Origin of the sequence: Microbulbifer weihaiensis, assembly GCF_048323715.1 — a bacterium.
Taxonomy (GTDB): Bacteria; Pseudomonadota; Gammaproteobacteria; order Pseudomonadales; family Cellvibrionaceae; genus Microbulbifer.
Genome location: NZ_JBLWFL010000005.1, coordinates 50,569 through 77,177, shown reverse-complemented (window position 1 = coordinate 77,177; position 26,609 = coordinate 50,569). Strand labels below are relative to the sequence as shown.

Genomic DNA, 26,609 nt, shown 5'->3' with positions numbered 1-26,609 from the left:
TCGGTTCGGTGTTTGGGCACAGCGTTACAGATAGCCGTGCAACATGTCGTCATCCAGGGCGCCCCAGACGGACATCACTTCCTGAGGGTCCAGGTAGCGGCCATCCGGATGGTTGCCAAACCGCCGACTGCCGCCGGCATCGAACGTGGGCCAGTCACTCCCGGGATCACCATGGGCCGCAAAATTAAGCCAGGCGTGGCGCATGGCATCGCTCAGATGCTGGGGTTCAGTTTCCCCGCCATACAGGTGGAGCAGTGACTCGTCGCCGTGAGTGCCGAACACATAGCCCAGTTCGGCGGCATGGCAGGCACCGAGGAGTGGCTGTGCCGCCAGTGGTTGCGCAAAGTGATAATGATAGCGCCGGCCCTGGTGGGCCTGGAGCAGCCGTACCCCGGGGAGTGTAAAGACCATATCTGTGAGCAACAGGTTCCAGGCGCGACTCCATAGCGGCCATGGGTTGTCGCGCAGAGATTCCGCGCGCACTCGGTAGTGCTCCAGCAGGGTTGTAAGCAGTTGGTCGGGTATAAGGTGCTGCAGGTGTGCCCGGATCTGCTGGTCATCCAGCGTGTAGCTTTCCGGCCGCGCGGCGCTGAACAGATTCCACTCGTCAAGATTGCTGCCCACCATCATCGGCACTTTTGCCGCGGCCCCATCGCGCAGGGCATGTACGGGTTTACGGTTGATCAGCAAGCCATCAATTACGGGTTTAAACGGCAGGTGCCCCCAGCGTTTATCCATGCCCGGCTCGGATAGCACGGCTTCCTGGGCGCAAAGCAGTTCTCTGGTAGTGGCGCTGGCGGGTGGGCGGCCCCCACTGATTTTGTGCAGATGCCCGAGAAAGGCTTCCGCCATGTCGGACGCACGGGCCGGCGTGTGGAATACCGCGGGATTGCCACTTTGCACTATGGCCTTGTGAAACAACTGGCGGCCAAATTCCGCGCTGAGCTTCTCTTCGGCGGAGAACAGCGCCGCAATGCTCATGGCCCCGGCGGATTCCCCGAAGAGGGTGATGTTATCCGGATCTCCGCCAAATGACGCAATATTCGTGTGTATCCAGGTCAGGGCCGCAATCTGGTCGAGAAGGCCCTCATTGCCGGATGCCGGTATGTCTGAAATGTCGCACAGACGCAAGAAACCCAGGGCGCCAAGACGGTAATTGATGGTAACGACAATGGCACGCCCGCTGCCTGCCAGTCGGTTGCCGCAGTACAGCGACTGGCTGCCAGAGCCCAGATAAAAGGCGCCGCCGTGAATCCACAACATTACAGGCAGTTTTTCGTGAGCTGGGTTTACTGGCGTGAAGATATTCAGGAAAAGGCAATCCTCGGTGTGCGGAGGCTCCCCGTTTGGTCCCTGTATATTGAAAAGCGGCGAAGGGTTTTGGGCCGCAGGCATTCCGTAGCGGTGTGCATGGAATGGCGAGCTCCAGGGCGGGATGGGCTGCGGTGGCGTCCAGCGCCGTTCTCCAACCGGCGGCAGCGCGTAGGGGATGCCAAGGAACTGGTTCACCCCGGCGGCGTTATCTGTGCGGCCGATGATTGACCCCTGAGGCGCCGCAACAATGGGATCCGAATTGCCTACCCGGTACTTGCCTGACTTGCCCGTAAATTCCATTTTTCGTTCAGTTCCAAACAGGTCATGAAAATTGTTTCGGTCAGTATAGTTGTCGTAACAATTCTGTTGTTCAGCGGATGCTCTGCAATAAATTTGAAATTTTTCAAAAAGGGTGGTTGCAAATAATTGCATGGGTGGTTAACAATGCCTTGATCCCTTATCTTGTTTGAGCTTTTCCTGCTGTGGACGCGCTACCTGCGTCGACTCTCAGTCATCAGACGGTCGTAGTGATGGACTGGTTAATGATCGGGGTAATGGATGTTTGGGCTACTCAACGCCGAATGGCTGCGGCGCCCTTTTCTGAATTTTAATTTTGGGTTGAGCAATTTTCGTGAAGCAGATTTTCAATCGTAACCATTGCCTCTCGTGGCGCAGCGCTCACTGCTGCTTGCCGCGTATTGCGCTGTGGCTACAGGAAAAGCCTGCAGACTCCATTGCTTGGGTACAGGGTATTGCAGCCATGTTGGCTGTCCGCGCGTGTGCGTTGATTTCAGTTACCTGGTGTGGCGTGAAATCCCCGATTCAGCACGGCGCGGCAGTCCGTCCGGCCGTAGTGCGCCTGAAGCTGATCACCTGACACCCGAAACACATTTGTGCTGGAAGGTGTAGAAGACCTTCCAGAAAAAAACCCGGAAGGTCCGCCTTCCGGGTTTTTTTTTACCTGAAGAAATTGAAGATGGAGTGCTATGCAATGGACAGGCAGTGGTGGCAGAGGCTTTATGGCTTACCGCCTTTAATATGGATAATCCTGGTTGGCAGTTTTTTCGGCCGCGGAACCTATTTTATGGTTTGGCCGTTTCTTTCCATTCTGCTGTATGAAAAATTTGGCCTCAGTGCCTCGGAGATCGGTGTTGTACTCAGCCTTTCTGCTGTAGGAGCTGCGCTGTTGGGCTTTTATGTGGGGGCGCTGTCAGATCGGTTCGGACGACGCAATGTCCTGTTGCTCGGCACGGGTATCAATAGTTGCGCCTTTGCCTTGATGGCATTTGCAGAGACACTGCCATATTTTGTAGTGGCTATCGTTCTGTGCTCTGTTGGCCGCGCGATATGGGAGCCGCCGGCGGGAGCCCTGTTTGGCGATTTGATCAGCAATATCAGTACCCGCGAACTCGCGCTGCAGTTTCGCTATTTTCTGGTCAATGTTGGCGCGGCACTTGGGCCCATCGTCGGCGTTTGGGCCGGGCTCAGTGCGCAGCAGTCTACCTTTGGTCTTACGGCCTTAAGTTATGTCCTGTTGTTCCTGGGGTTTATCTGGGGATTCCGTTTTACTGCCAGTGGGCGGCTTGCTCACCTGAAGAGAAATTCAGCCAGTCGGCTGCGGGATGCGCTGCGTGTATTGAAGGCTGACCAGGTTTTTCTGGTGGTTATCCTGGCAAATATCCTCACGCTGTTTATCTACGCCCATATAGATTCGAGCTTGATCCAGTATCTGACGCGAGCAAATGCGCCCGATCTGGTGAAACTGATCTCGAGTATGATTTTGGTCAATGCCTCTACCATCGTATTCCTGCAGTTCCCGCTGCTGGGTGCCATGAAACACATGACCATTAATCAGCGGGTTACTTTCGGGATCCTGATTCTGGCGGCAGGGCAGGTCTGGTTTGCGGTCAATCCGCTGGACTGGTACACGGGGTGGCTGGGGGCAACGTTCGTGGTCAGTGTTGCAGAAGCGATTCTCTTCCCAACCATGAGCGTCCAGGTTGACCGAATGGCTCCTGACCATTTGCGTGGTAGTTACTTCGGCGCGGCATCGTTTTATTCCCTTGGGTGGTCGAGCGCACCATTCGTTGGAGGCCTGTTAATTCAATACTGGAGTGGGCAAGCGTTGTACTGGATGATGTTTGGGCTCTGTGGCGTTGCACTGCTTATGTATCGTTACAGCAATGGCCTGCCAAGGCCCGAATGGCCGTTGCCTGGGGAAAAGCCACAAGTAACGGCATGAATTTCACCCTTCTTTTCACGGCTCTCACCATGAGGGCCGTTTTTTTGCTTGCTCCCCTGCAGTTAAATCCGGATAGAAATCCTCCTGCGGGACCGGGATCGCCGCGAAGTCTTTTCCCTCGGAGCCGGGTGCTTCGATAGATCTGTTGATAGCGCATATGTGTCGCCTCAAATATCGCGGACGCAAAAATGTCTTCGTTACCTCGCTTTTTGTTTGAAAAAGTGGCTGCTGCTTGAAAAAAAAGAATAACTCAGCCATACCGAATAGTGACAGGTTAAAAAATAACCGGATCGAGCTATTTTTGATCTGTTTGGAAGGTTGGTTTGAGCGTCACAGAATTCGTGTTCGTGGTGTTTTTCAGAGTACAAGCAGTAGGTACGCAGGATGCAAACCCAAGTTGTAGATAAGTCCAGCGGAGCCTTGACGGCATTCGACTCTTCACTGGTGAGGTTGGATGCGCCAGGGCTCGTAAAACTATCTTTGGCGGAAGAGGATGTGGAGTCGATAACACGGTCAGGGGAAGACCTGATCGTGCGGCTGGCATCCGGCGAAGTGATCACCATCGAAAACTTCTTTCTCGCTGATGGTAGCGAGGGCCAGAGTGACCTGTTTCTGCAGGATCCGGAAACGGGCGAAGTGCAGTTAGCACACTTTGGTGGCGATGGTTTTTTTGTCTCTACGGAGCCGGTAAGTAGCAGTGCGGATCTTGCGGGCGTCGTGCCGCCAAATCCCACGGTATGTCCCTGGGTCTGGGCGGGCCTCGCGGCCCTCGGAATCATCGCGATCGCAGAAGCGGTCGATGACGACGATGACAATCCCAGCGGAATCCGGCCGACGCCGCCGGAGCCGGAAGAGCCGGAACCGCCCGGTGGTGGACCTACTCCTCCCCCGGGTGGTGGTCCTACTCCTCCCCCGGGCGGTGGGCCTACTCCTCCCCCGGGCGGTGGGCCTACTCCGCCTGATGGTGATGCGGATGCCGACTCCGATGCGGATGCGGACGCCGATACCGATGCGGATGCCGATGCGGACTCTGATACCGATGCAGACGCAGATGCCGATACCGATGCGGATGCAGATGCTGACGCAGATACCGATGCGGATGCGGACGCGGATGCCGACGCCGACGCTGATGCGGATGCGGATGCGGATGCGGATGCTGATGCCGACGCTGATGCGGACGCCGATGCCGATGCCGATGCCGATGCCGATACGGATGCTGACGCCGACGCCGACGCCGACGCCGATGCGGATGCCGATGCGGATGCCGATGCGGATGCCGATGCGGATGCCGATGCGGATGCTGACGCCGACGCCGACGCCGACGCCGACGCCGATGCGGATGCGGATGCGGATGCCGATGCGGATGCGGATGCCGATGCCGACGCCGACGCCGATGCGGACGCCGACGCGGACGCTGATGCCGACGCCGACGCCGACGCCGATGCTGATGCTGATGCGGATGCGGATGCGGATGCGGATGCGGATGCGGACGCCGATGCGGATGCCGATGCGGATGCCGATGCGGATGCCGATGCGGACGCCGACGCCGACGCCGACGCCGATGCCGATGCCGACGCCGATGCCGACGCCGATGCGGACGCTGATGCGGATGCGGATGCGGATGCGGATGCGGATGCCGATGCGGACGCCGACGCCGACGCCGACGCCGACGCCGATGCGGACGCTGATGCCGATTGCGACGCAGATGCGGATGCCGACGCGGATGCCGATGCCGACGCCGATGCCGACGCCGATGCCGACGCAGATGCCGATGCTGACGCCGATTGCGATATCAACGTCGATATAGACATCGATATTGATTTCGACTGCAAGCACGACGGCGATGCCGATGCGGATTCAGATCATGACTACGACCGAGATGGTCAATACAGTTATGAATACAGCTTCCACGGCATTGACGTTGATGTAGACATCGATGTGGATATCGACAAGGTTAAACCGCCATCTGATCACTGTGGAAAGGGTTGTGAGATTAACGTCGATATAGATATCGACATTGATATCTCCTGCGATCCGTATCCGAAGTTTGATTGCGATGACGACGGCGGATACCAGATGGTGGATGCCGGTTCCGGTGGAGGATGGATGTCGATGCCGATGGCCATGTCCGGCCTGGAAGGTGATGGCGTCTACCTGTCAGAACCCGGTGCCGGACCAATGGAACCACAGATGCTCGAGGAAACCATCGAACTGGCAAATATGCTGGATCCTGGCGGAGACGAGGCTACGGGTTATGGTTCCCCCGGAGCGGACCATGATGGTGGCGGAGCGCCGATGGTCTCCCTGCAGGAACTACTGGATGACGACTGCAGCAGCGATCTTCTCTCGGGTATGGGATTGGGCGATGCGATGGATACTCATCTGGTTGCCCTGGATGATCCGGGAGATGGCATGGAAATGCTGCCTCAGGACATGGAAGATCCGACGCGAGACCTTTGGTCGCAAAGTGGAAACCATGATGTCTAGAGGTAGTTACCTCACTTAACGCCCGCTGTTTAGGGCGCGAGAAGCACCGAGCCGAAAGGCTCGGTGCTTTTTTATTGATCTAAACTTGTGGCGGCAATAGGAATAACCGACCGTTTGTGACTCCGGGCTTTGGTGTCGTCAGGCGGGCCTCAATAAAGTGAAATACAGTGCGCCAATATTACGCGGATCACAAGCTAGGGACGGCTGCGCGTAACGCAGCCAGCCATTCCCGGTTGATCATATTTGTCGCCAGCGCCTTGATATCGCCGTTAATCGCGCAGGCAGACAGTGACACTCTGGAAACGATCAGCCCGATGGAGCTTGAGGGCGAGACCAGCGCCCGTCCGCTCTTCAGTGCCCAGCCCGTGTCGGCTACCGCCAGCGGTGAAACTCGACAAATTGATATGTCGGATGCCGTCCAGCGTGCGGTGGCCTGGCATCCGGTGATCGGCGAGTCGGTCGGTGCCCTGCAGCAGCGGCAGCAGAACATTCGCGCCGCGCGCGCCGGCTATTTTCCCCAGTTGAGTGTTGGCGTCGTTGGTGGCTACGACAGTGAAGACGATGGCGACGGCGACGGGCATGCCGTGCAGCTGTACGTCTCGCAGGTTATCTATGATTTTGGAAAAGTTTCCAGCAGTGTGGACACGGCAACCGCTGAAGCGAGAGCGTCACAGGCACGAGTGCTGCAGAGTATCGATACTGTGGCGAGGGAAACGGCACAGGCGGCGATAGAAGTGCAGCGCTACCAGGCGCTGCTGGAATCCGCCGAGCAGCAGATAGCTGGCGTGTCGGCCATTTCACGCCTGGTAAAAATGCGCAGTGACCGGGGTGCGAGTTCCCGTTCAGATTTCCTACAGGCGCAGGCGCGGATGGAATCTGCCAGAGCCAACAAGCAGCAAACCCAGGCGCAGCTGGAACGCTGGCGTAGCGTGCTGCAGAACCTGATCGGATCCGCGGATCCTGTCACCGTTTCCATGGCTGTGCCAGAACCGGTTATTCACGGATGTTCAGTGGAGCCCGCACAGGCGCGGTTCGCACCGGCGGTATTAATCGCCGAGGCTGAGCGGGCGGCCGCGGTGGCGTCTTTGAAAGAGGCGCGTGCAAGTGCCTGGCCGACCCTGTCGCTGGACGGCAGCGTCAATCGTTACCTCGATCCGGACTATGTCGATAGCCGCGCGCTCGACGATCACGAAAGCGCGATCTTTTTTAATCTTTCCATGCCCATCTATCAAGGCGGGCGAATTTCTGCGAGCAAAGATGCCGCTGACTCGGCAATGCGATCCGCCGAGGCTGCGAAAGACAACGCCCGCTTGTCGGTCGAACGGGATCTGCGTATCGCACAGAGCCAGAGTACAGGGTTGAGCCGGAGCCTTTCCATCCTTGATACGCGACTGGATGCCATCGCGGAAACCCGGGATCTGTACCGGAAACAGTACTCCTCCCTGGGGACCCGGACACTGGTGGATCTCCTCAATTCTGAAGAGGAAGTGCATCAGGCCAGGGTGGAAAAAAATAACACCCGGTACGATCTGTATCGATTGCAGGTCGACTGCATGTATACGATCGGCGAAATCCGTCGTGCTTTCGACCTGGAGGGACGGGCAATTCAGGGTGTGGAAGTGCTGCCATGACCGGCACCGAAAAATTAATCATCGGCTCCGTTGTTTTTTATTGATCAGGTTCGGGTGCTTTCACAGGGGTAGCAAGAGGTAGCGGTATGGATGACTCTTCTGGTCAAAAAAAGGATTTTGAACCCTGGCTTGCTCCCATATTGAGGGTCGCCAAGCACTATCGGCTGGACTATTCGGCGGAGAACATACGCATAGCGTCTCGCTGGCGACAGGATGAACCTTTCGAAACTATCGTGCGAGGCATGGCGCGACAGGCGGGACTGGTCGCCCGGTTTTCTACCTTTGATTCGTCGATGCTGAGCCCCTGGCGCCTTCCCCTCGTCGTGCAGCTGCAGGGCGGTCAGGTGGGCGTCATCGAGTCCATGGATGGCCAGGGACGCCTGGCGGTCGCATTCAGTGGCGATGAAGGCGCCACTTCGTCAGTGAGCGCCAGTGCTTTGGCGCAGCAGATCGCCACAGTTGTGGTACTGCGCCCGGCAAACAATGTGCACGATGTGCGGGTGGATGACTACATCAAGCCACCACAACAACACTGGTTCCGCGCCATTATCCTGCGCGACCTCAAGCCTTATGCCCATGTCATGATTGCCACCACCGTTGCCAACGTGCTGGCGCTGGCGGGCATCCTGTTTTCCAAGCAGGTTTATGACCGGGTAATTCCCGCGGAATCCACGCCGACACTCTATGTGTTGTTCAGTGGCGTGATGATCGCAGTGCTGTTTGATTTCGTGATGCGAGTGTCGCGTATCCGCATCACCGACCTGCTCGGGAAACGCGCGGACATTCGTGTTTCGGACCTGGTGTTCGGGCACGCGGTGCGCCTGCGCAACAGCGCCAAACCAAAGTCTACCGGTGCCTTTATTTCGCAGATCCGCGAGCTTGAGCGGGTACGGGAAATGGTGACGTCCACCACCATCCTGGCCATGGCGGATATGCCATTTTTCTTCCTGTTTCTGTTTTTCATGTGGTACGTCGCCGGGCCCCTGGCACTGGTGCCGCTCGGCGCGCTACTCCTGTTGATCGTGCCGGGCCTGCTGGCGCAGCGCGAGCTGGGCCGGCTGGCCGGGGAGTCCATTCGCGAGTCATCCCTGCGCAACGCCATGCTGGTGGAAACTGTACAGGGCATGGAAGACATTAAGGCGCTGCAGGCAGAGCAGCGTTTCCAGCAGCAATGGAATCACTACAACGCAGTGACCGCAGAAGCCAACCTGCGGCTGCGCAGCCTTGTGGGCAGGCTGGTCACCTGGACCCATAACGTTCAGTCGTCAGTGTTCGCCGTGATCGTCCTGTTGGGAGCGCCTATGGTCATGAGCGGGGATATGACCACAGGTGCGCTGGTCGCCGCTTCGATTCTGGGCTCGCGCATGATGGCACCGATGTCTCAGGTGACCCAGGTCTTGAGCCGCTGGCAACAGGCCAAGTATGCACTCAAGGGGCTGGATCAGATCATGCAGCTGCCAGTGGATCACCCGGAGGGCAGCAAGCGTGTGCACCTGCCGGATATCAATGGTAACTATGCGTTAAAGCAGGCCGTGTTCCGCTATGGCGAAGAGGGGGGCGTACCCGCATTGACGGTGCCGCGCCTGGACATTCGTGCGGGAGAAAAAATCGGCATACTGGGGCGCAATGGTGCGGGCAAGTCCACGTTGTTGCAGGGGCTTTCCGGCGTGCTCGAAGCCAGCGGTGGGGAAATCACCCTCGAGGGAGTCAGCATGGAGCACATTGATCCGGCCGATGTGCGCCGGGACGTGGGCTTCCTGACCCAGAATGCCAACCTGTTTCACGGCACGCTGAGAGACAATGTCACCCTTGGCGCACCGGATGCGAGCGATCGTGAAATTATTGCCGCACTGGATATGTCCGGTGCCCTGGAATTTATTCGCAAATTACCCCGCGGGCTGGATCACAAAATCCTCGAGGGCGGACTGGGTCTCTCCGGAGGCCAGAGACAATCCCTGCTATTGGCGCGGTTGTTCATCCGCAACCCCAATGTAGTCCTGCTGGATGAGCCCACCGCATCCCTCGACGATGTGACCGAGAAACGCTTTATCGCCAAGCTCCAGCGATGGGCGAGCCATCGCACGCTTGTTCTTGCCACCCATCGCAGCAGTACCCTGCAACTGGTCGACCGCATCCTGGTCGTCGAGAACGGCCAGGTGATCCTGGATGCACCCAAGGCCCAGGCGCTCGCCCAGTTGGCGCAGGCGGCAGGGCGTGAAGGCCATGCGCGGGAGAGGGTTGCAGAATGAGTGCAAAGAAACTGCCAGCAAGAACTGCGGCCAGTAAGGAAAAAGTACAGGAGTCCGGACTGGTACAGAGCGAAGCAACCGCCATCAGCCGTCCCGGTGACGGTGCTGCAAAACTGGCCAATGTCGCGTTGCTGGAAGCCGATTTTCACAACGCGGGGTCTCACTATAGCGAAGATGCCGACGATGCCCGACTGTCAAAGTCGACCCGGGTGATCTGGATTTTTTTCCTGCTGCTGGGATGTTTCGTCACTTGGTCCTATTTCGCGAAAGTGGATGAAGTTTCCAAGGGAAGCGGCAAAGTAGTGCCAACGTCACGGGCCCAGGTCATCCAGTCGCTAGAGGGGGGCATTCTCGAGGAACTGCATGTTTCCGAGGGCGATATTGTTGAACTGGGGCAGGTGCTGGCGCAACTGGATCCCACCAAGATCCGTTCGAATGTCGAGGAAAGCGAGGCGCGTTATCGCGCCGTACTGGCGAGGGCCGCGCGCCTGAATGCGGAGGTGAACGGATCCGAACTGGAATTTCCGAAGGAGTTGCAACAGCACGAGGATCTGATTGCCAAGGAACGCAAACTCTACCACACGCGCCAACGCAGCCTGCGGGATGCCATGGACAGCGTACGGGAATCGTTGAAACTGGTGGAGAGTGAACTGTCCATTACACGCTCTCTGGTGGCTTCTGGTGCGGCGAGTAACGTTGAGGTGTTGCGCTTGAGCCGGCAGAAATCGGAGCTTGAGCTGAAGCTCAAAGAGATGCGCTCGGAGTATATGGTGCGGGCGCGCGAAGAACTGGCGACCACCAGTGCAGAAGTGGAGGCATTGACCTCCGTTATTGAAGGCCGTGCGGATTCACTGACTCGCCTGACCTTGAAATCACCGGTACGCGGCATTGTAAAAGACATTGAAGTCACGACGATCGGCGGTGTGATTCCGCCCAACGGCCGCCTGATGGAGATAGTCCCTCTGGATGATCGCCTGCTGATTGAAGCCAAGATATCTCCGCGGGATATCGCGTTTATTCATCCGGGGCAGGATGCCAAGGTGAAGATCACCGCTTACGACTACTCGATCTATGGCGGGCTGAATGGCAAGGTCACGACCATATCGCCGGATACCATCCAGGATGAAATCCAGCCAAACGAATACTATTACCATGTGCTGATACTGACCGACAGTGACGCACTGATTAACCGGGCCGGTAAGCAGTTTCCTATCGTACCGGGGATGGTGGCCACGGTTGACGTGAAGACAGGTTCGAAAACAATCTTCGATTACCTGGTCAAGCCGTTCAACCAGGCCGGTGAAGCCTTGCGGGAGCGATGATTCAGGCCATGCTTGCGCTCGAATCTCCGGCCATTACCCGCCTTGTGAAAAAATATCTGGCGACGGGTGTGCGGATTACACTGACACTGCTCGCCTGCTCAGTTGCAGCCAGGGCGGAATTCGCCGTGTCCGACAGCCGTCCATTGACCAGCTTGACATTGACCGCGGAAATTACGGTGCACAATGGTACCGGTGAGGAGATTTTCGGCTATGTGCATCGTGTGGCGATTCCGGTTGCCGGGCATATGCAGCAGCAATTGATCGGTATTCGGCACGACCGGTTTGACCGTTTCGAGCGCAGGTTCTATCGCCATCACGTCGATGGCAACAGCGGGGAACCCGCCGACCAGTATGCAGAAATGGAGTGGGATATTCCTGCGCACTCGGTATCGAAAAAGTTGCTGCACTTCGACCTGGTGGTTTCCGCATTTGATATGGAAGGGGATTCCGCGGTGGTAAAAGGGCAGTCCCTGCGGCCACTAGACAAGACGGTGACCACTTCCTCCAGCGATGACATTCAGCACAGGTTTTCCCCCTTCCTCGCGCCTGCAGAATTTATCGAATCGGACGCGGCAGGCATTGTTCGCGTTGCACGTGACATTCAAGAGAAGTATCCGGATCCTGAAGCGCAGCTTCGGGCGGCCTTCCGTTTCCCGCAGCGGCATATCAAGTATCAGCGGCAGAAAACCCGTGGAGCCCTGTATGCCCTGAACACGCGCCGGGGTGACTGCTCCGAATACGCGGCCCTGTTTGTCGCTATCGCACGCGCCATGGGTTACCCCGCGCGCCTCACGTCTGAATTCCTGTTCGTCAAAAGCCGTGACTTTGCTCAGCCCAATCACCACGCCGCGGAAGTTTATCTGAACCAAACCTGGATCCCGGTGGATGCCAATCTGGCGCTGGAGCCGGATCTGGGTTACGGCTTTGGTTCCGGCCGCAATGCGAAGGTGGTGCTCAATCGCAATGGCGCCTGGGTCTGGTCCAACCTTTGGCCGCGAGGTGTCAGCCAGCGGCAGGGAACGGTAGATGTGGGTATGCAGTGGCACATAGAGGTGACAGAGGAGGGAAACGATGGCGGACACCCTGCCCGTTGATGCGATCATTCAGTCGAGTGGCGGAAATGATTATTCCGACTCGCCATTTCTGAAACGCCGGGAAGACATAGGCACCATGCTGGTGTGCAGTGCCGCGGCAGACAAAAAGCTGGAGGTGAAGTATCACCGGGGCCTGATTTACGAGGTCTCTGACGGCGGCCGACGGGTGGTGTTCCGGCAGAATTCCCCGCAAAACTCAGCCGTATACACCTACTGCGCACGGCAGAAACATATCGCCAAGGCGATCCTCGCACGCCATGGGGTTCCGGTTCCCTCCGGTGAGATCTTTGAAGATTACGCGGCGGCGCTGGGATATTTTCGCGCAAGTAACCACACGGTGACCGTCAAACCCTGCGATGGGTCATCGGGCCATGGTGTGACCAGTGGTGTAACCAGCGAGCGTGAATTCGAAACCGCCTGGCAATGCGCGACGCAGGAAAGTCGCAAGATTATCGTTGAGCAAAATATTGTCGGCCAGGATGTTCGCGTCATCGTGATCGGCGGACAGGCGGAGGCTGCCTATGTCCGCGAACCAGCCCATGTGATTGGCGATGGCAAACACTCGATCCGCGAACTGGTTGACGATAAAAACCGCCAGCGGGTTAAGAATCCTGGAATGCGCTACGACATGCTGAAGCGCTTCGACCTTCTGGAGCGCGACGGTATATCGCTGAGCTATGTGCCGAAGGCCGGGGAGAAAATCCAGTTGACGTCTGTGGCCAATGCATCTGCCGGTGGTGAAACAGTACAGATACTGGATCATCTGGATCGCGACGCGCTGGAGATAGCAGAGCGTGCTGCGCGCTGTTTTCCGGGACTGGTTCAGGTAGGGGTTGACCTGATGTATCTGGGCAAGGCATTGGAAGACGGTGAGCCGCCGGCCTATGTGATCGAGGTGAACTCGAATCCCGGGATTTGCGATGCCGTTTTTCCGTGCTACGGACGCCCGGTTGATGTCCCGGGAAAATTGCTCAGTCACGTGTTTTCGCAGCAGCCACATGTGCAGCGCGCGCCATTTTCGCTGGCTCTGGCGCCGTTGTATGGCTACCAGCACTACCCCAAAGCGCTCTATCGCGGCGTGCAGCGGCAGGTGGATCTTATCCAGCAGGCCGCATTTGGCCTGGGCCTCAGGGTTGAGACCATTTCTGAATCCGTTTTTTCCCTGCACAGCGAAACCCGTCGCTGCATGTTCCACGGTGGCATGCCAGAGGGAATACCCATGGTCTCACGTAAGATCACACGGAACCGGGAGTGGATGGCCGAGGTATTGCCAGCCTGCTCCCAGCTGAGTGCACCGGCGATGGTCAGCCGTGCATCGCCGCAGTCAGCGGCGAGCCCTGCGGCGCGCCTCAAGCACTATCGGCTGCTGGTGGTTGGGGGCCGCCTGATCGCAGCCCTGGAAATCGAATCCCAGGGTGACGGTACAAGCCGCAAAGATGTCAGTGACCTGGTGCACGAAAGTGTGTTGCCGATTCTGCAGGCGACACTGGAGGCCATTTTCGACCCCTGCCTTGCCGGTGTGGATTTGCTGGCCGAGAACATTTCCACGGACATGCAGCAGCAGCTCTGGCGTGTGGATGACGCGGTGTGTAACCCGATTCTCGGGTTGCATCATTTTCCGGATCAGGGGCCGGGGCGCGATGTATCGCGAGCGCTGGTTCAGGCCCTGTTTCCGGAGTTACCTGTGCCACCTGTGGCCAGGGTCTGTGAACGTTTGCTGATCAGTGGCCAGGTGCAGGGCGTGGGATTCCGGCGCTGGCTGAAACTGATGGCTATCCGGCACTCCGTGTCCGGCTGGGTCAGAAACCGCCCGGACGGGCAGGTGGAAGCAATCATCGAGGGAACGCCAAGCGCACTGCGGGCGTTGACGACACTGTGCTCCCGCGGGTCGACCGGGGCGCGCGTGGACGCGGTACTGAAAGCGTCGTCGGTAGCCGTGGGCCGAACAGATTTCACCATTCTCTAGCCGACGGCGTTAGCACCATGGACGGGGCGAAAATAGCAGAGGGATACTTATGCACACGGTAAAAACTGCATTCAGCACGCCAATTTTAATTCGTGACTGGGATGAGGCTACTGAGGTGAATCGCCGCTTGACGGCCATCATCCTCGAAAAGGAAGCGCGTGAGCCGGCAATGAAACGCTCCAATATTGGCAGCTGGGATTCGAAGAAGGATCTGTTCAATTGGCCGCAACCGGAGATTGCCCTGCTCAAGCAGTGGGTCGTGGCGGGGATCAGGGAAATTACCCAGACAGCCACCAAGGGCAAACTGGACCCCGAGCCAGAGGATATGCTGGCCCATGCCTGGGCGAATGTTTCCCGTGCTGACAGTTACAGGAAGATTCACAATCATGAAGCCTGCACCTGGTCCGGTGTTTACTATGTGAAGTCGAAGCTGGTGAAAGAGCGGAGTGTCAGCAGCGGCAATATCGAATTTCTCGATCCGAGAATGCAGTGTATTACCACGGAATTGCCCGGCTGTAATGTTGGCGGCCGGGTACGCGTTGTGCCCAAGGCCGGGCGCCTCGTCATTTTCCCCAATTGGCTGCTTCACTACGTCAATCCGGTGGAGGACGATTCGCTGCGCATCTGCATTGCGTTCAACGTGAAGCTGGAAACCCGCACTGTGAAGCGCCGGGCGGGTACCATGTATCCGCTCGGGCAGGCTGCGCCGGTTAGCGTGGACGCACCGGTGATCGGTGCGCATTCTTCCAGCGTGGTGGTATCGCTGGACGACGACTGAGCTCGAGCGAGTGGCGGCCGCAGGTTAAACTGCGGCTATCTCCTTGTCGCGTGCTCTACACGGTTTCGCTATCGCTAAACTGCTTCGCGAGTAATTTCGCCACCCTGCCGAAGTCGGAATCCCGCCGCGAACCCTTGATCAATACCAGGTCGTCTTCGCGCACTTCGCCTGCGAGGTAAGCCGCCATTTTTTTCGCGGTGCTGAAATGGGGGCCCAGCAGGGCATCGGGTAAGGCTTCGCGCAGGTGATGCATTTCGTCCCCGTGCGTAACCACCTGATCCACGCCGCTGGCCAACAGCGGCTGGGCCAGGCCGCGATGCAGGTGAGGCGCCTGGTCACCGAGTTGCACGATGCGCCCCAACGCCGCGATTTTGCGCCCGCCATTGGCCACGGGGGTTTGCGCGAGTACGGAAAACGCATTCAGCATCGAGCTTACGGTGGCGTTCCAGCTGTCGTCGATGACGGTGGCTACCCCGTCGCGCAAAGGCAGGCTGAAACGGTCGAGGTGGCCTTCATCCAGTTGCAAATGCGCAATCCTGCGCGCAGCCTCTGCCAGTGGCCTGCCCATCGCGTAAGCGGCACAGAGGGCCGCCACGGCGTTGTGTACCATCCCGATACTCGGCGCGGGCACGCTGAAGTGAATATCTTCCCCGCCGGCACGCACACTCACCATACTGCCTGTGCTGTCGCCCTGAACCGCCACTATCTGCACTTCGGCGGCGGCACTGGATCCGAATACGATCACCCGCTGTGCATGCCGCCGGGCTGTCTTCAGGACATAGTCAAAATGCTGTAAATGCTCGCCGACGATCGCTACGGCCCGCCCACTGAGCCCGTCAAAAATGCGCGATTTCCACACGGCGGTGTCGCGGGTGGTTTTCACCCGGCTGGTGGTTTGCGATACGCCAATTTCGGTGATCAGTGCAATGGTGGGTTGCAGGCGCCGGGTTATCGGTCCCTGCTTCATCCACAGTGCGCTCTGGGCCACTTCCACGACCGCCGCTTCGTGCTCGTTGTTGAGACTGGCGAGCATGGATGGGGCGCCGACCCGCGAGTTGTAATTGCCGAGGCTGGCGAGGACTTTCTCCGGGCCTCCCAGCATATGGCTCAGCATCTTCAGGGTGGAGGATTTGCCGGCGGTACCGGTGACCGCAATGACGTCACCGCGGTAGCGCTGACGCGCGGCCAGCCCCAGCTCGATGATCACCTGAATGGGATCCGGTACCTGCAAAACCGGCAAGCCCGGTGGCAGGCCGTCCACGGGGCTCGAAACGATTACTCCGGCCAGCCGGCCGGGAAACTCTTCGACTATCTGGGCCAGACGGTCGTGCAGATTCCAGTTGGTGTATTTACTTTCGGCACTGCGCTCGTGGTAGGCACGATCTTTACTGGCATGGGCCACAAACAGGACCGGCGCGCGGGAGGCTTCGATGAAGCTGCGTCCGGAAACCACACTGGCGACAAGCCAGCCGGGCGGCGGGGCCACCAGCCACTGGCCGCCGGTGATGGCCTCCAGTTGTTCGGCATTCCACGTCTGCCCGGGGTGATCCTGGGCGGCAATCGCGGGGAAGTGTGCGCGGTACTGCGGCGGGCGGCGTTCATCACTGGCCCCGGCACTGGCGAGCCGCGGAATCCTGACCACAATCGGTGTGTCCAGTACCGGTACCGGGGCAACCGGGATGTCTCCCCCGGTGAGCCCGACTTCCAGCTGCAGGTCGATATTTTTCAGTTGCCCGGGCGGGGGCGGGCGCAGACCGTAGAAATCCCGGTAGATGATGCCCTGTTGCCAGCGGCTCGTAGGCAACTGCCAGTCGCAGGGATCGTGATCCATGGCCTGCCCCCAGGGGGGCATGGGGGTTTCGGTGATCGGTACGGCACGAATATTCAGACGCAGGTCTTCGGAAGTGGGCTCATCCTGACACCAGAAGGACTCCACCCAAAGTGTTTGCCGTTGGCTGACCTGGGTTGGTGTTACCCGTATGCCGAGCAAGGTGAGCGGCCCCCTTTTCAGCGGCGGTATCTTTGCATCCGCTGGTACTTCGCTGACATACCAGTTGGGGTGCAATGGGCGCTCGATATTCTGCAGCAGTGCCTGCTTGTACCGCGTACTGCGCGCGGCGGGCAGGTACTGCAGTTCACGGGCCGGCGGTTGCAGCGAGAGCAGGGCGCTGCCATCGTCGAGCGCTTGCAGTTGCGTGCCCATGTCGCTGCAGAGGCTGGCGAAGCGCGCGCTGGCTTCCGCGGCAGCGCGGCCGGTGAGCTGGCGGCTGAATCCGAAGCCTGAGCCCACCGGGTAAAAACGTATCCGTTCTACCCCGCGGTGGCTGAGTGAAAGCCGGAAAATGCCGCTGTCTTTGAGGGTTTTGCGCACACTGTCGAACAGCAGGTCGCCGGCGTCGTGGATGATCGGGCGCGCCTTGTAGATTTCGATACCCTGCAGAATATGCGCACTGGTACCGAGCACCGCATCGGCACCGGCATCAATGATGCGATGGCCTACAGCGATTTCATCCACACCCGGGTGCGGTTCCAGGTTGTCACCCCAATGAACCGCAACCAATACCACGTGGGCCCGCTGGCGGATCTCATGGATACGGGGTGCGAGGGTTTCTGTCCAGACATCGTGCTCCTGCAGCCGCAGGTAGGCACAGCCCGGTTGTCTTTCCCCAGCTGCAAAATGCGGCTGGGTGGCGTCGATGGAAAAAATGGCCACGTTCAGCTCGCCGGCCGCACGCACCACCGGCGCCAGCGCTGCCTCCCGGTTAGGGCCTGAGCCGGCGTGCCCGATACCCAGGCCGTCGAGCCAGAAGCCCTGCTCGAGTAGTGCCTGGACACCGTAATCCCCGCTGTGGTTGTTGGCCGTGGCGACGACATCGATACCGGCGCGGCACAGCAGCCTGAGCATTTCCGGTCGCGCGCGGTAGTAGTAGGGGGACTTCTCTCCCTTATCCACGCCCTGTTCGCCGCTGGTGGCGACCACACACTCCAGGTTGACCACACTGAGGTCGGCGTTACTCAGCGCAGGGATGCGGCCGATAACTTCTTCTTCGCCCAGTTCTGCAGTGCGGTAGTGTTGCCGGCGGGCCAGATTGACATCGCCACCCCAGGCGACGGTGGGGTAATAATCCTCGCTGGGCAGCGCCTGCACGGCCGGCAGAGTCGCCGGTGAAAACTCCGCGGGGCGGCCGCCCTGCAACAGGTATTTGCGGAAGGCGACAAAGCCCGAGAGGTAATGCTCCACATCGTCGATGCGCACGCGGAACGCGTGGTGACGGATAAAAAAGCTGCCGACAATCTTGCGCGGGTTCTGGAAGTACATGGCGTACTCCGGCCAGTAATAGCCGTTCAGCAAATACATGGCCCGGGTGTGCAGTGCGCGGTAAAACTTGTGCAGGTCCAGCGGCTGCAGCAGTGATGCAAACTGCGCGTCCTGGCGCAGGCGGCACACCATGCGCTCGGCGGCCATCATCAGTTCCAGCAGGGTGGGGAAGGTGGTTATGCGTTCGAGTATGAAGTCCAGGTGGCCATTTACGTTCTGGATACCAAACTGGTAATAGCGCGCCTCCGGGCGGTAGAGTGTCAGTTCATTGACGCAGTAACTCAGCCAGTGGTCGTTGGCTCGCCAGTGTTCGTTGGCAATGAAATACTCGAACGCGTTTTCCACAATCTGTAGCCAGCGCGGATCCTTTGTCAGTCCGTAAAGGCGCATCAGTCCGAATGCGGCCTCGCCGTCGTAGTAGATGATCCGGAACGCCTCTTTGACCTCAAGCTCCGGGTACTGCAATACGTGTACAAATTTCCCCGAATCGGGCTCCTGCATAAAGCGGATACCCAGGGCCAGCTTTTCCAGTAGCGTATCGAACTGCCGGCTGCCGGTGAGTTCGCTGTATTTCACCAGTGCCAGCAGGCAGACCGCGTTGCCGCCCAGCTTGATTTCGCCGTTGCGCTCAACCAGAAATGCGGCCTCATCTCCGGAGGGAAGCTGCGCGGTTTTGATCAGCGTTCCGGTCAGGTGATTGAGTGCACGCTCGATGGACTGGCGCAGCTCAGCGTCCCCGGTCACCTCCCAGGCTTCGAGCATTGCGTAGGTGGAGCTGGCATGGCGCAGGGTGTTGTAGGTGCCGATGGCGCGGTCAAAACAGCAGTGCCAGCCGTATTCGAATCGTCCGTTGGCTTTGACCTGAGTGGAGAGGTAGCGGCTGCTGGAGTCGATCAACTGGTAAACCGTGGTTTCATCCAGCTCGTCGATGACTCGCCGCCCGGCATTGCGGCCCGGTCCGTAGAGAAACTGAGGTTGGGTGTTGCGATCCAGGTAAATGCCGCGGGTACTGAGCATGGATACCGGACTGTTGTCGGAGAAATCCAGCGCAAGTTTTTTCCCGAAGCGTTGCTGGGCATAGGCACGAAACCGCGACTCGTTGACCAGGACGTGAGGGATCTGGTTGCCACCGTACAGCATCGCATTGGCATTCAGTTCCTGTTCGAGGAATGCGACCTTGTGCTCGGTATCGAGGGCGATGCCGTAACGGAAATAACCGCGCTTGGTGTTGTTAAAGCGCTGCCGGAGCTGGAGCCAGGTCATCGGGCTGGTCTCGGTGACCCAGTCGATGCGCAGCCAGCGTGCGTTCAGGTGCGCACTGCCCAGGATTTTTCGCGCCTGCCGTGCCAGCTGCTGCCACAGCCGTGGAAGATCTGGGCCATGGGCATGCGTGACCCGCGCGCGCTCGACGCCATCGCAGACAGAAAGAAACAGGGTGTAGGGCGGGGGCAGGTTTGCCAGTTCCTGTTCGACAACCGGGTGCGCGCGCGACAACAGCTCAGATAAGGACATGATGATGCTTCAGAAAAAACCGGGTTTTATATTCGGCGTTCCGGTGCGAACAGAAGCGCAAGACAGCGCACTGGCGGGTGTAATTGTGTGCTTCCTGCCGGGCTTCGCTCCGGTCGCACCTCTGGCGACGCCGGTGTAACGGAAACCGCATGACGCCCGGAAATTCCAGTTTCCAGCCGTTAAACTCCGTGGGTGTAAGTATAGGTGGGCAAATCGAAGCCGCCGCGACTGAGGCGACCGGTGTGGTGGCAGTGAGTAGTCGCAGGGAAAAATAAAAAAGGCGCCTGAGGGGGGCTCAGGCGCCTTTTGCAGAGCGGGTTTCAGCGCTGATCAGAGTTCCGCGGCGAGGCGGGAGCCCTGGTTGATTGCCCGCTTGGCATCCAGTTCGGCGGCTTCGAAAGCGCCGCCGATCAGGTGGCTGGAAACGCCGCGCTGTTGCAGCTCATCGTGCAGCGCGCGCAGGGGCTCCTGACCCGCACAGACCACGACATTATCCACTTCGAGGATCCGGGCTTCTTCACCGACGCGAATGTGCAGGCCCTGGTCGTCGACTTTTTCATAGCTGACACCCGCGAGGTTCTGCACCTGACGGTGCTTGAGGCTGGTGCGGTGGATCCAGCCGGTTGTCTTGCCGAGGCCGGCACCGACTTTGGAGGCCTTGCGCTGCAGCAGGTACACCTGGCGCGGGCTGGTCACCGGCGACTGGGGCTTCAGGCCCGCGCGGTTTTCCAGCGCGATGTCTACGCCCCATTCGTCGAAGAACTCTTCCTTGCTGCTGGCGATCAGTTCGCTGGCAGGCTCTTCATGGTGGGTCAGGTACTCGGCAACGTCGAAACCGATACCGCCGGCGCCAATGATGGCGACCTTTTCACCCACAGGTTTCTTGTCTCGCAACACGTCGAGGTAGCTCAGTACCTTGGCGTGTTCGATCCCTTCAATCGGCGGTGTGCGCGGTTCGATGCCGGTGGCAATGATGACGTCATCAAATTCCTGCAGGTCTTCTGCGGTGGCGCGGGTGTTGAGTTTCACTTCCACACCGGTCAGTTCCAGCTTGCGCTTGAAGTAGCGCAGGGTTTCCTCAAATTCCGCCTTGCCCGGGATCTGCTTGGCGATATTGAACTGGCCGCCCACCCGGTGACTGGCTTCGAACAGGGTGACCTTGTGGCCGCGTTCCGCCGCCACAGTGGCCGCGGCAAGGCCGGCGGGGCCGGCACCGACCACGGCGATATTTTTCGCACTTTCCACCGGCAGGTAGTTCAGCTCGGTCTCGTGGCAGGCGCGCGGGTTGACCAGGCAGGAAGTGAGCTTCAGCTCGAAGGTGTGATCCAGGCAGGCCTGGTTACAGCCGATACAGGTGTTGATTTCATCCGCGCGGTTTTCCGCAGCCTTGTTGACGAAATCTGCATCCGCGAGGAACGGCCGCGCCATGGAAATCATGTCTGCGTGGCCTGCGGCGAGTACGTCTTCACCGACCTGCGGCATGTTGATGCGGTTGCTGGTCACCACCGGCACGCTCAGGTGCTGTTTCACCTTGGCGGTGATTTCACTGAACGCCGCGCGGGGCACACTTGTGGCAATCGTCGGCACGCGGGCTTCGTGCCAGCCAATACCGGTGTTAATGATGTTGGCACCGGCTTTTTCGATGGCCTGGCCGAGCGCGACCACTTCATCGAAATCACTGCCATCTTCCACCAGGTCGAGCATGGAAAGGCGGTAGATGATGATGAAGTCTTCGCCGACGGCTTCGCGGATGCGGCGCACGATCTCCAGTGGCAGGCGGGTGCGGTTTTCAAAGTCGCCGCCCCAGCGGTCGGTGCGCTTGTTGGTGCGCTTGACGATGAACTGGTTGATGAAATAACCCTCGGAGCCCATCACTTCGACACCGTCGTAGCCGGCTTCGCGGGCCAGGGTGGCGCAGCGCACATAGTCTTCGATCTGCTGCTCGACTTCGGCGTCGCTCAGCTCCTTCGGCGTGAAGGGATTGATCGGGGCCTGGATCGCGGAGGGCGCAACCAGGCTGGGGTTATAGGCGTAGCGACCCGCGTGGAGAATCTGCATGCAGATCTTGCCGCCCTCGGCGTGTACCGCGTCGGTAATCTCGCGGTGGTGCTGGGCTTCTTCCGGGGTGCTCATCTTGGCGGAGCCCTGGAAAACCCCGCCCTCTTCGTTGGGGGCAATGCCGCCAGTGACGATCAGGCCCACACCGCCGCGGGCGCGCTCGGCATAGAAGGTCGCGAGGCGGGTAAAGCCGCCGGCGTGTTCTTCCAGGTTGGTGTGCATGGAGCCCATGAGAACGCGGTTCTTCAGGGTGGTGAATCCCAGGTCGAGGGGGGCAAGCAGGTGCGGGTAAGTCTGTGACATGTCGGTCATTCTCTTTTTAGCGCGCTGCGGCATCGATGTTTGGTTTGCTCAGTGCAAAAGGTTATATGCAATAAGTTGCATAGGTTGAGCGGAGGATAACAGGGTGCCGCGCCGTGGGCACTGACGGATTCGACCGTTTCTTCTGGCGGTTGTGTGGGTGGCGTGACCAGTGTTGGCTTACTAGTCAGAGTCATGGCCAGAGTAACCAGCCAAACGAGCTTATCAGAGGCTTCAGGTAAACAGCGCCACGATCTGTTCCCGCAGCCAGCGGTTGGCACCGTCATCGTCCTGGCTGCGATGCCACAGCAGATGCCAGTCCATCTGCGGTATCTGGAACGGCAGTTCAAACCGTTTGGCCGGGTACTGACGGGCCAGGCTGGCCGGAATGGTCAGCGCCAGATCGGTCTTCAGTACCACCAGCGGGGCCACGCGGTAGTGCTGCACCCGCAGCTTGACCTTGCGCCGGCGCCCCAGTTTGTTGAGGGCGATGTCCGCAATGCCGGGACCGCTGCGGCGGCTGGATACATGAATATGTTCCAGTTCCAGGTACTGCTCGAGGGTCAGGCTGCTTTCGCCTGCCAGTGGATGATCAGGGCGCAGCATGACCTGGTAGCGATCCACTACCAGGCGCTGCTGGTGCAGCTGGGTGGCGGACACCATCGGGATATCGAGGCCGAAGTCGAGGCTGTTGGCGGCCAGTTCCTTTACCAGTTGGTCGCGGGGCACATAGTAGGACTCGATTGCGATACCGGGCGCCTCCTGTTGCAGGTGCTCCAGCAGCCGCGGCAGCAGCAGGGTTTCCGCCATGTCATTCATGGACATGCGCAGGGTCTTTTGCGCACTGGCAGGATCAAACGTGTGATGCTCGGCGAGGCTGCTGCCCAGCAGGGCCAGCGCCTGCTGTACCCGCGGCATGATGCTCTCGGTGAGTGGCGTAGGGCTCATGCCGCTGGGGGTGCGGATAAACAGCGGGTCATCCAGGGAGCGGCGCAGGCGGGCAAGGGCATTGCTGACCGCGGGCTGGGTGATATGCAGGCGTTCCGCGGCGCGGGTGAGATTGCGCGTGGCATATATCGCATCCAGCACCGGAAAGAGGTTCATATCAATTTGCTGCAACTGCACCTTATGGCTCCCCTATCACCACTGTGAATGTTTGGATATTTACATAATAAACTTTGATGATCTACGCGGACTGGGTAGTTTTGTTCTCTTAGCGTCCCGGTGGGTCAACTAGCCGGGAATGAATCCTGAAAAAGCCTGGGTAGGGCGGGGGAGAGCAATGCCGGAAATTCATGTGGTACGCCATGGGCAGGCGTCCTTTGGTAGCGACAACTACGACCAGCTCTCCGAGCTCGGCTGGCAGCAGGCGCGCTGGCTGGGAGAGCACTGGGCCGCGGATGGGCAGACATTTGACCGCATCGTGTGTGGCGACCTGCAGCGCCACCGGGAAACCGCGCAAGGAATCTGCGAGGGGCTCGAAATTGACCGCGGGCGTGTGGAAATCTTCCCGCAGCTGAATGAATTCGACTTTCAGGGGGTCATGGCGGCCTACGCAGAAAAGAGCCCGCAGGCCTCGCCGGGACACGGCGCCTCGCGCGCCGACTACTACCGCTTTCTGAAGCAGGCGATGCACGCCTGGTCGGCCGGCGAGATTCAGCCGAAAGAATCCTGGCAGCAGTTCGAGCAGCGGGTGGAAGAAATCCTCGGTGTGATTGCCGCGGCCGCCAGCGGCAGCCGCACCCTGGTGGTCAGCTCCGGTGGCGCCATCGCCATGATGGTACGCCAGATTCTCGGGGCGCCGGCTTCCAGCGTGCCGCAGCTCAACATGCAGATAAAAAATACCGCGATCAGTCATTTCTTTGCCGGAAGCAGCGGCGTCAGCCTGCACAGCTTCAATCACGTGCCGCACCTGGAGCACCGCGAGCGGCGTGAATGTATTACCTACAGCTGATCCGCTTCAACGAAAACAGAGCGAGACATTGAACATGAATTTTGAGTATTCGGAAAAAGTACAGACTCTGCGAGCGCGCCTGCAGGAGTTTATGGCGGCGTATGTGTACCCGGTGGAAGACCTGTACTTTGAACAGCTGCAGGAAGATCGCTGGGGCGAGCCTGCAATTATGGAAGAGCTGAAAGCCCGTGCCCGGGAGCAGGGCCTGTGGAACCTGTTTATGCCCGGCAGTGAGTTTGGCGCGGGGCTGACCAATCTGGAGTATGCGCCGCTGGCGGAAGAAATGGGGCGCGTCCTGTTTGCGTCGGAAATCTTCAACTGCAGTGCGCCGGACACCGGCAATATGGAAGTGCTTGCGCAGTACGGCTCGCCGGCGCAGCAGCAGCGCTGGCTGCAACCGCTGCTGGATGGAAAGATCCGCTCTGCATTTGCCATGACCGAACCCAAAGTGGCGTCGAGTGATGCCACCAATATCGAAACCTCCATCGTGCGTGACGGCGATGAGTACGTGATCAACGGCCACAAGTTTTACATCAGCGGTGCGCTCAACCGGCGCTGTGAAATCCTGATCGTGATGGGGAAAACCGATCCCGACAACCCAAACCGCCACCAGCAGCAATCGCAGATTCTGGTACCGATGAATACGCCGGGGGTAAATATTATCCGCCCGATGACCGTATTCGGTTACGACGATGCGCCTGAGGGACACGCGGAAATTGTATTCGACAATGTGCGGGTGCCGGCAGAAAACCTGATTCTCGGCGAGGGGCGCGGATTTGAGATTGCCCAGGGCCGCCTCGGCCCTGGCCGTATCCACCACTGCATGCGTTTGATTGGGCAGGCCCAGCGCGCACTTGAGGAAATGGCGGTGCGCGCCGAGCAGCGCGTGGTGTTCGGTCGCCCTATGAGCAAACAGGGTTCGGTGCGCGAGGACATTGCGCGCTCGGCGTGTGAAATCGAACAGGCGCGCCTGCTCACCCTGAAAGCAGCGGATCAGATGGATCGTGTCGGCAATAAAGGGGCGCGGGATCTGATTGCCATGATCAAGATCATCGCGCCGCAGATGGCCTGCAACGTCATCGATCGCGCGATCCAGATTCACGGCGCGGCCGGCCTTAGTCAGGATCAGGTACTGGCCCGCGGTTACGCCTATGCGCGCACCATCCGCCTGGCGGATGGCCCGGATCAGGTACACATGATGCAGCTGGGGCGAAACCTCGCATCCGACTTTGCGGCAGCCAAGGGGGAAGCCTGATGAGCGCGACGGAAACAGGCGAAATCACTGTGACCAATAAGAACAAGGCGGTAGAGCAACTCGATATGGCCGCGCTGGAAAAGTATCTCAGTGCCGTGTTGCCAGAGTTCCGCGGTCCGATTCGCGCGGAGAAATTCGCCGGCGGCCAGTCCAACCCCACATTCAAACTGGAGACCGGTGCTGGCACTTTCGTGCTGCGCCGACAGCCGCCGGGTAAGTTACTGAAATCCGCTCATGCGGTGGATCGGGAATTCCGGGTAATGCGCGCGCTGAAGGATTCGACGGTGCCGGTACCAGACGTCTTGCACCTGTGTGAAGACCCGCAGGTGATTGGCTCGATGTTCTACCTCATGGAATATTGTGAAGGCCGTATTTTCTGGGATGCGGCACTACCGGAACTGGACAATACCCAGCGCACCGCCTTTTACGAGGAAATGAACCGGGTGCTGGCGGCGCTGCACAGCGTTGATATCGATGCTGCTGGCCTGTCGGACTATGGCCGCGCGGGCAATTACTTCGAGCGCCAGTTCCAGCGTTGGGAAGGCCAGTACCGCGCTTCCGAGCTGGCTACCATCCCGGCGATGGATCACCTGATCGCCTGGCTCGGCAACAACCTCCCCGCCGATGACGGTCGGGTGGCGCTGGTACATGGCGACTACCGCCTGGATAACATTGTATTTCACCCGACCGAAAGCCGCGCCATTGCGGTTCTCGACTGGGAACTCTCGACTCTGGGACACCCATTCGCCGATCTTGCTTACCAGTGCATGCAGCTGCGCATGCCGGCCAACAGCGGCAATATTTCCGGCCTGATGGGAGTGGATCGGGCAGCGCTGGGCATTCCCTCCGAGCAGGAATATGTGGCGCGCTATTGTGAACGTATGGGCATCAGCGCGATCGACAACTGGGCTTTTTACCTCGCCTTCAGTTTCTTCCGCCTTGCCGCGATCATCCAGGGCGTCGCCAAGCGTGCGCAGGACGGCAATGCCTCAAGCAGCAGTGCCGCAAAACTGGGTGCATTTGTCGATCCGCTGGCAAAACTGGCGCTGGATGTGATCGAAAAAGAAAGCTGAAAACGAACTTTGCAGAATCAGATTGCTAAAACCCAAGAATAATTTCAGGAGCAGA

Annotated in this window: 15 protein-coding genes; 11 read left to right on the top strand and 4 right to left on the bottom strand. The window is 59.1% G+C overall.

Annotation, left to right across the window (positions count from 1 at the left end; genetic code table 11):
• Nucleotides 1–24: 24 nt before the first annotated feature.
• On the bottom strand, nt 25–1,614 hold the full coding sequence (locus ACNKU7_RS06655) for a carboxylesterase/lipase family protein (protein ID WP_418296190.1): 1,590 nt from the start codon (nt 1,612–1,614) through the stop codon (nt 25–27).
• A 691-nt stretch (nt 1,615–2,305) separates the two neighbouring features.
• On the opposite strand from ACNKU7_RS06655, the gene ACNKU7_RS06650 reads away from it, so the two are divergent.
• The 8 genes from ACNKU7_RS06650 to ACNKU7_RS06615 all read left to right on the top strand — a co-directional run bounded on the left by ACNKU7_RS06650 (nt 2,306) and on the right by ACNKU7_RS06615 (nt 15,083).
• The gene (locus ACNKU7_RS06650; RefSeq protein WP_418296189.1) at nt 2,306–3,556 is read left to right on the top strand and encodes an MDR family MFS transporter; all 1,251 of its coding nucleotides are present in this window, start codon (nt 2,306–2,308) and stop codon (nt 3,554–3,556) included.
• Nucleotides 3,557–3,940: 384 nt separating this feature from the next.
• Nucleotides 3,941–6,043, top strand: a complete 2,103-nt coding sequence (locus tag ACNKU7_RS06645; protein WP_418296188.1) for a BapA/Bap/LapF family prefix-like domain-containing protein — start codon at nt 3,941–3,943, stop codon at nt 6,041–6,043.
• A gap of 167 nt (nt 6,044–6,210) precedes the next feature.
• The gene (locus tag ACNKU7_RS06640) at nt 6,211–7,674 is read left to right on the top strand and encodes a TolC family outer membrane protein (protein WP_418296187.1); all 1,464 of its coding nucleotides are present in this window, start codon (nt 6,211–6,213) and stop codon (nt 7,672–7,674) included.
• Between the two features lie 86 nt (nt 7,675–7,760).
• Nucleotides 7,761–9,923 (top strand): type I secretion system permease/ATPase, encoded by a 2,163-nt coding sequence (locus tag ACNKU7_RS06635; RefSeq protein WP_418296186.1) that lies wholly within the window; start codon nt 7,761–7,763, stop codon nt 9,921–9,923.
• Entirely contained in the window at nt 9,920–11,245 is a 1,326-nt protein-coding gene (locus ACNKU7_RS06630) for an HlyD family type I secretion periplasmic adaptor subunit (protein WP_418296185.1), read from the top strand. Before ACNKU7_RS06635 ends, ACNKU7_RS06630 begins: the two co-directional genes overlap by 4 nt.
• Nucleotides 11,242–12,339 (top strand): transglutaminase-like domain-containing protein, encoded by a 1,098-nt coding sequence (locus ACNKU7_RS06625; protein WP_418296184.1) that lies wholly within the window; start codon nt 11,242–11,244, stop codon nt 12,337–12,339. Before ACNKU7_RS06630 ends, ACNKU7_RS06625 begins: the two co-directional genes overlap by 4 nt.
• Complete coding sequence (locus ACNKU7_RS06620; protein WP_418296183.1) at nt 12,317–14,305, top strand: acylphosphatase; 1,989 nt, start codon at nt 12,317–12,319, stop codon at nt 14,303–14,305. Before ACNKU7_RS06625 ends, ACNKU7_RS06620 begins: the two co-directional genes overlap by 23 nt.
• A 49-nt stretch (nt 14,306–14,354) precedes the next feature.
• A complete protein-coding gene (locus tag ACNKU7_RS06615) occupies nt 14,355–15,083 on the top strand; it encodes a TIGR02466 family protein (RefSeq protein ID WP_418296182.1) in 729 nt (242 codons plus the stop codon).
• 55 nt (nt 15,084–15,138) lie between these two features.
• Here the strand turns inward: ACNKU7_RS06615 and ACNKU7_RS06610 are convergent, their stop codons facing one another.
• The 3 genes from ACNKU7_RS06610 to ACNKU7_RS06600 form a co-directional block, all read right to left on the bottom strand.
• On the bottom strand, nt 15,139–19,914 hold the full coding sequence (locus tag ACNKU7_RS06610) for a CapA family protein (RefSeq protein ID WP_418296181.1): 4,776 nt from the start codon (nt 19,912–19,914) through the stop codon (nt 15,139–15,141).
• 330 nt (nt 19,915–20,244) lie between these two features.
• Nucleotides 20,245–22,275, bottom strand: a complete 2,031-nt coding sequence (locus tag ACNKU7_RS06605; RefSeq protein ID WP_418296180.1) for an oxidoreductase — start codon at nt 22,273–22,275, stop codon at nt 20,245–20,247.
• 231 nt (nt 22,276–22,506) lie between these two features.
• Entirely contained in the window at nt 22,507–23,397 is an 891-nt protein-coding gene (locus ACNKU7_RS06600; protein WP_418296179.1) for a LysR family transcriptional regulator, read from the bottom strand.
• Nucleotides 23,398–23,554: 157 nt separating this feature from the next.
• On the opposite strand from ACNKU7_RS06600, the gene ACNKU7_RS06595 reads away from it, so the two are divergent.
• From ACNKU7_RS06595 to ACNKU7_RS06585, 3 genes are read left to right on the top strand one after another with little or no spacing between them, the layout of a single operon-like run.
• Entirely contained in the window at nt 23,555–24,226 is a 672-nt protein-coding gene (locus ACNKU7_RS06595; protein ID WP_418296178.1) for a histidine phosphatase family protein, read from the top strand.
• A 34-nt stretch (nt 24,227–24,260) separates the two neighbouring features.
• Nucleotides 24,261–25,481, top strand: a complete 1,221-nt coding sequence (locus tag ACNKU7_RS06590) for an acyl-CoA dehydrogenase family protein (RefSeq protein WP_418296177.1) — start codon at nt 24,261–24,263, stop codon at nt 25,479–25,481.
• A complete protein-coding gene (locus ACNKU7_RS06585; RefSeq protein ID WP_418296176.1) occupies nt 25,481–26,554 on the top strand; it encodes a phosphotransferase in 1,074 nt (357 codons plus the stop codon). The genes ACNKU7_RS06590 and ACNKU7_RS06585 overlap by 1 nt, the downstream gene beginning before the upstream one ends.
• The last annotated feature ends 55 nt before the right edge of the window (nt 26,555–26,609 follow it).

Coding starts and splice junctions, on each gene's coding strand:
- ACNKU7_RS06635 (WP_418296186.1), top strand. CDS start 7,761: ATGGATGACTCTTCTGGTCAAAAAAAGGATTTTGAACCCTGGCTTGCT.
- ACNKU7_RS06620 (WP_418296183.1), top strand. CDS start 12,317: ATGGCGGACACCCTGCCCGTTGATGCGATCATTCAGTCGAGTGGCGGA.
- ACNKU7_RS06655 (WP_418296190.1), bottom strand. CDS start 1,614: ATGGAATTTACGGGCAAGTCAGGCAAGTACCGGGTAGGCAATTCGGAT.
- ACNKU7_RS06585 (WP_418296176.1), top strand. CDS start 25,481: ATGAGCGCGACGGAAACAGGCGAAATCACTGTGACCAATAAGAACAAG.
- ACNKU7_RS06590 (WP_418296177.1), top strand. CDS start 24,261: ATGAATTTTGAGTATTCGGAAAAAGTACAGACTCTGCGAGCGCGCCTG.
- ACNKU7_RS06615 (WP_418296182.1), top strand. CDS start 14,355: ATGCACACGGTAAAAACTGCATTCAGCACGCCAATTTTAATTCGTGAC.
- ACNKU7_RS06605 (WP_418296180.1), bottom strand. CDS start 22,275: ATGTCACAGACTTACCCGCACCTGCTTGCCCCCCTCGACCTGGGATTC.
- ACNKU7_RS06630 (WP_418296185.1), top strand. CDS start 9,920: ATGAGTGCAAAGAAACTGCCAGCAAGAACTGCGGCCAGTAAGGAAAAA.
- ACNKU7_RS06595 (WP_418296178.1), top strand. CDS start 23,555: ATGCCGGAAATTCATGTGGTACGCCATGGGCAGGCGTCCTTTGGTAGC.
- ACNKU7_RS06650 (WP_418296189.1), top strand. CDS start 2,306: ATGGACAGGCAGTGGTGGCAGAGGCTTTATGGCTTACCGCCTTTAATA.
- ACNKU7_RS06610 (WP_418296181.1), bottom strand. CDS start 19,914: ATGTCCTTATCTGAGCTGTTGTCGCGCGCGCACCCGGTTGTCGAACAG.
- ACNKU7_RS06645 (WP_418296188.1), top strand. CDS start 3,941: ATGCAAACCCAAGTTGTAGATAAGTCCAGCGGAGCCTTGACGGCATTC.
- ACNKU7_RS06625 (WP_418296184.1), top strand. CDS start 11,242: ATGATTCAGGCCATGCTTGCGCTCGAATCTCCGGCCATTACCCGCCTT.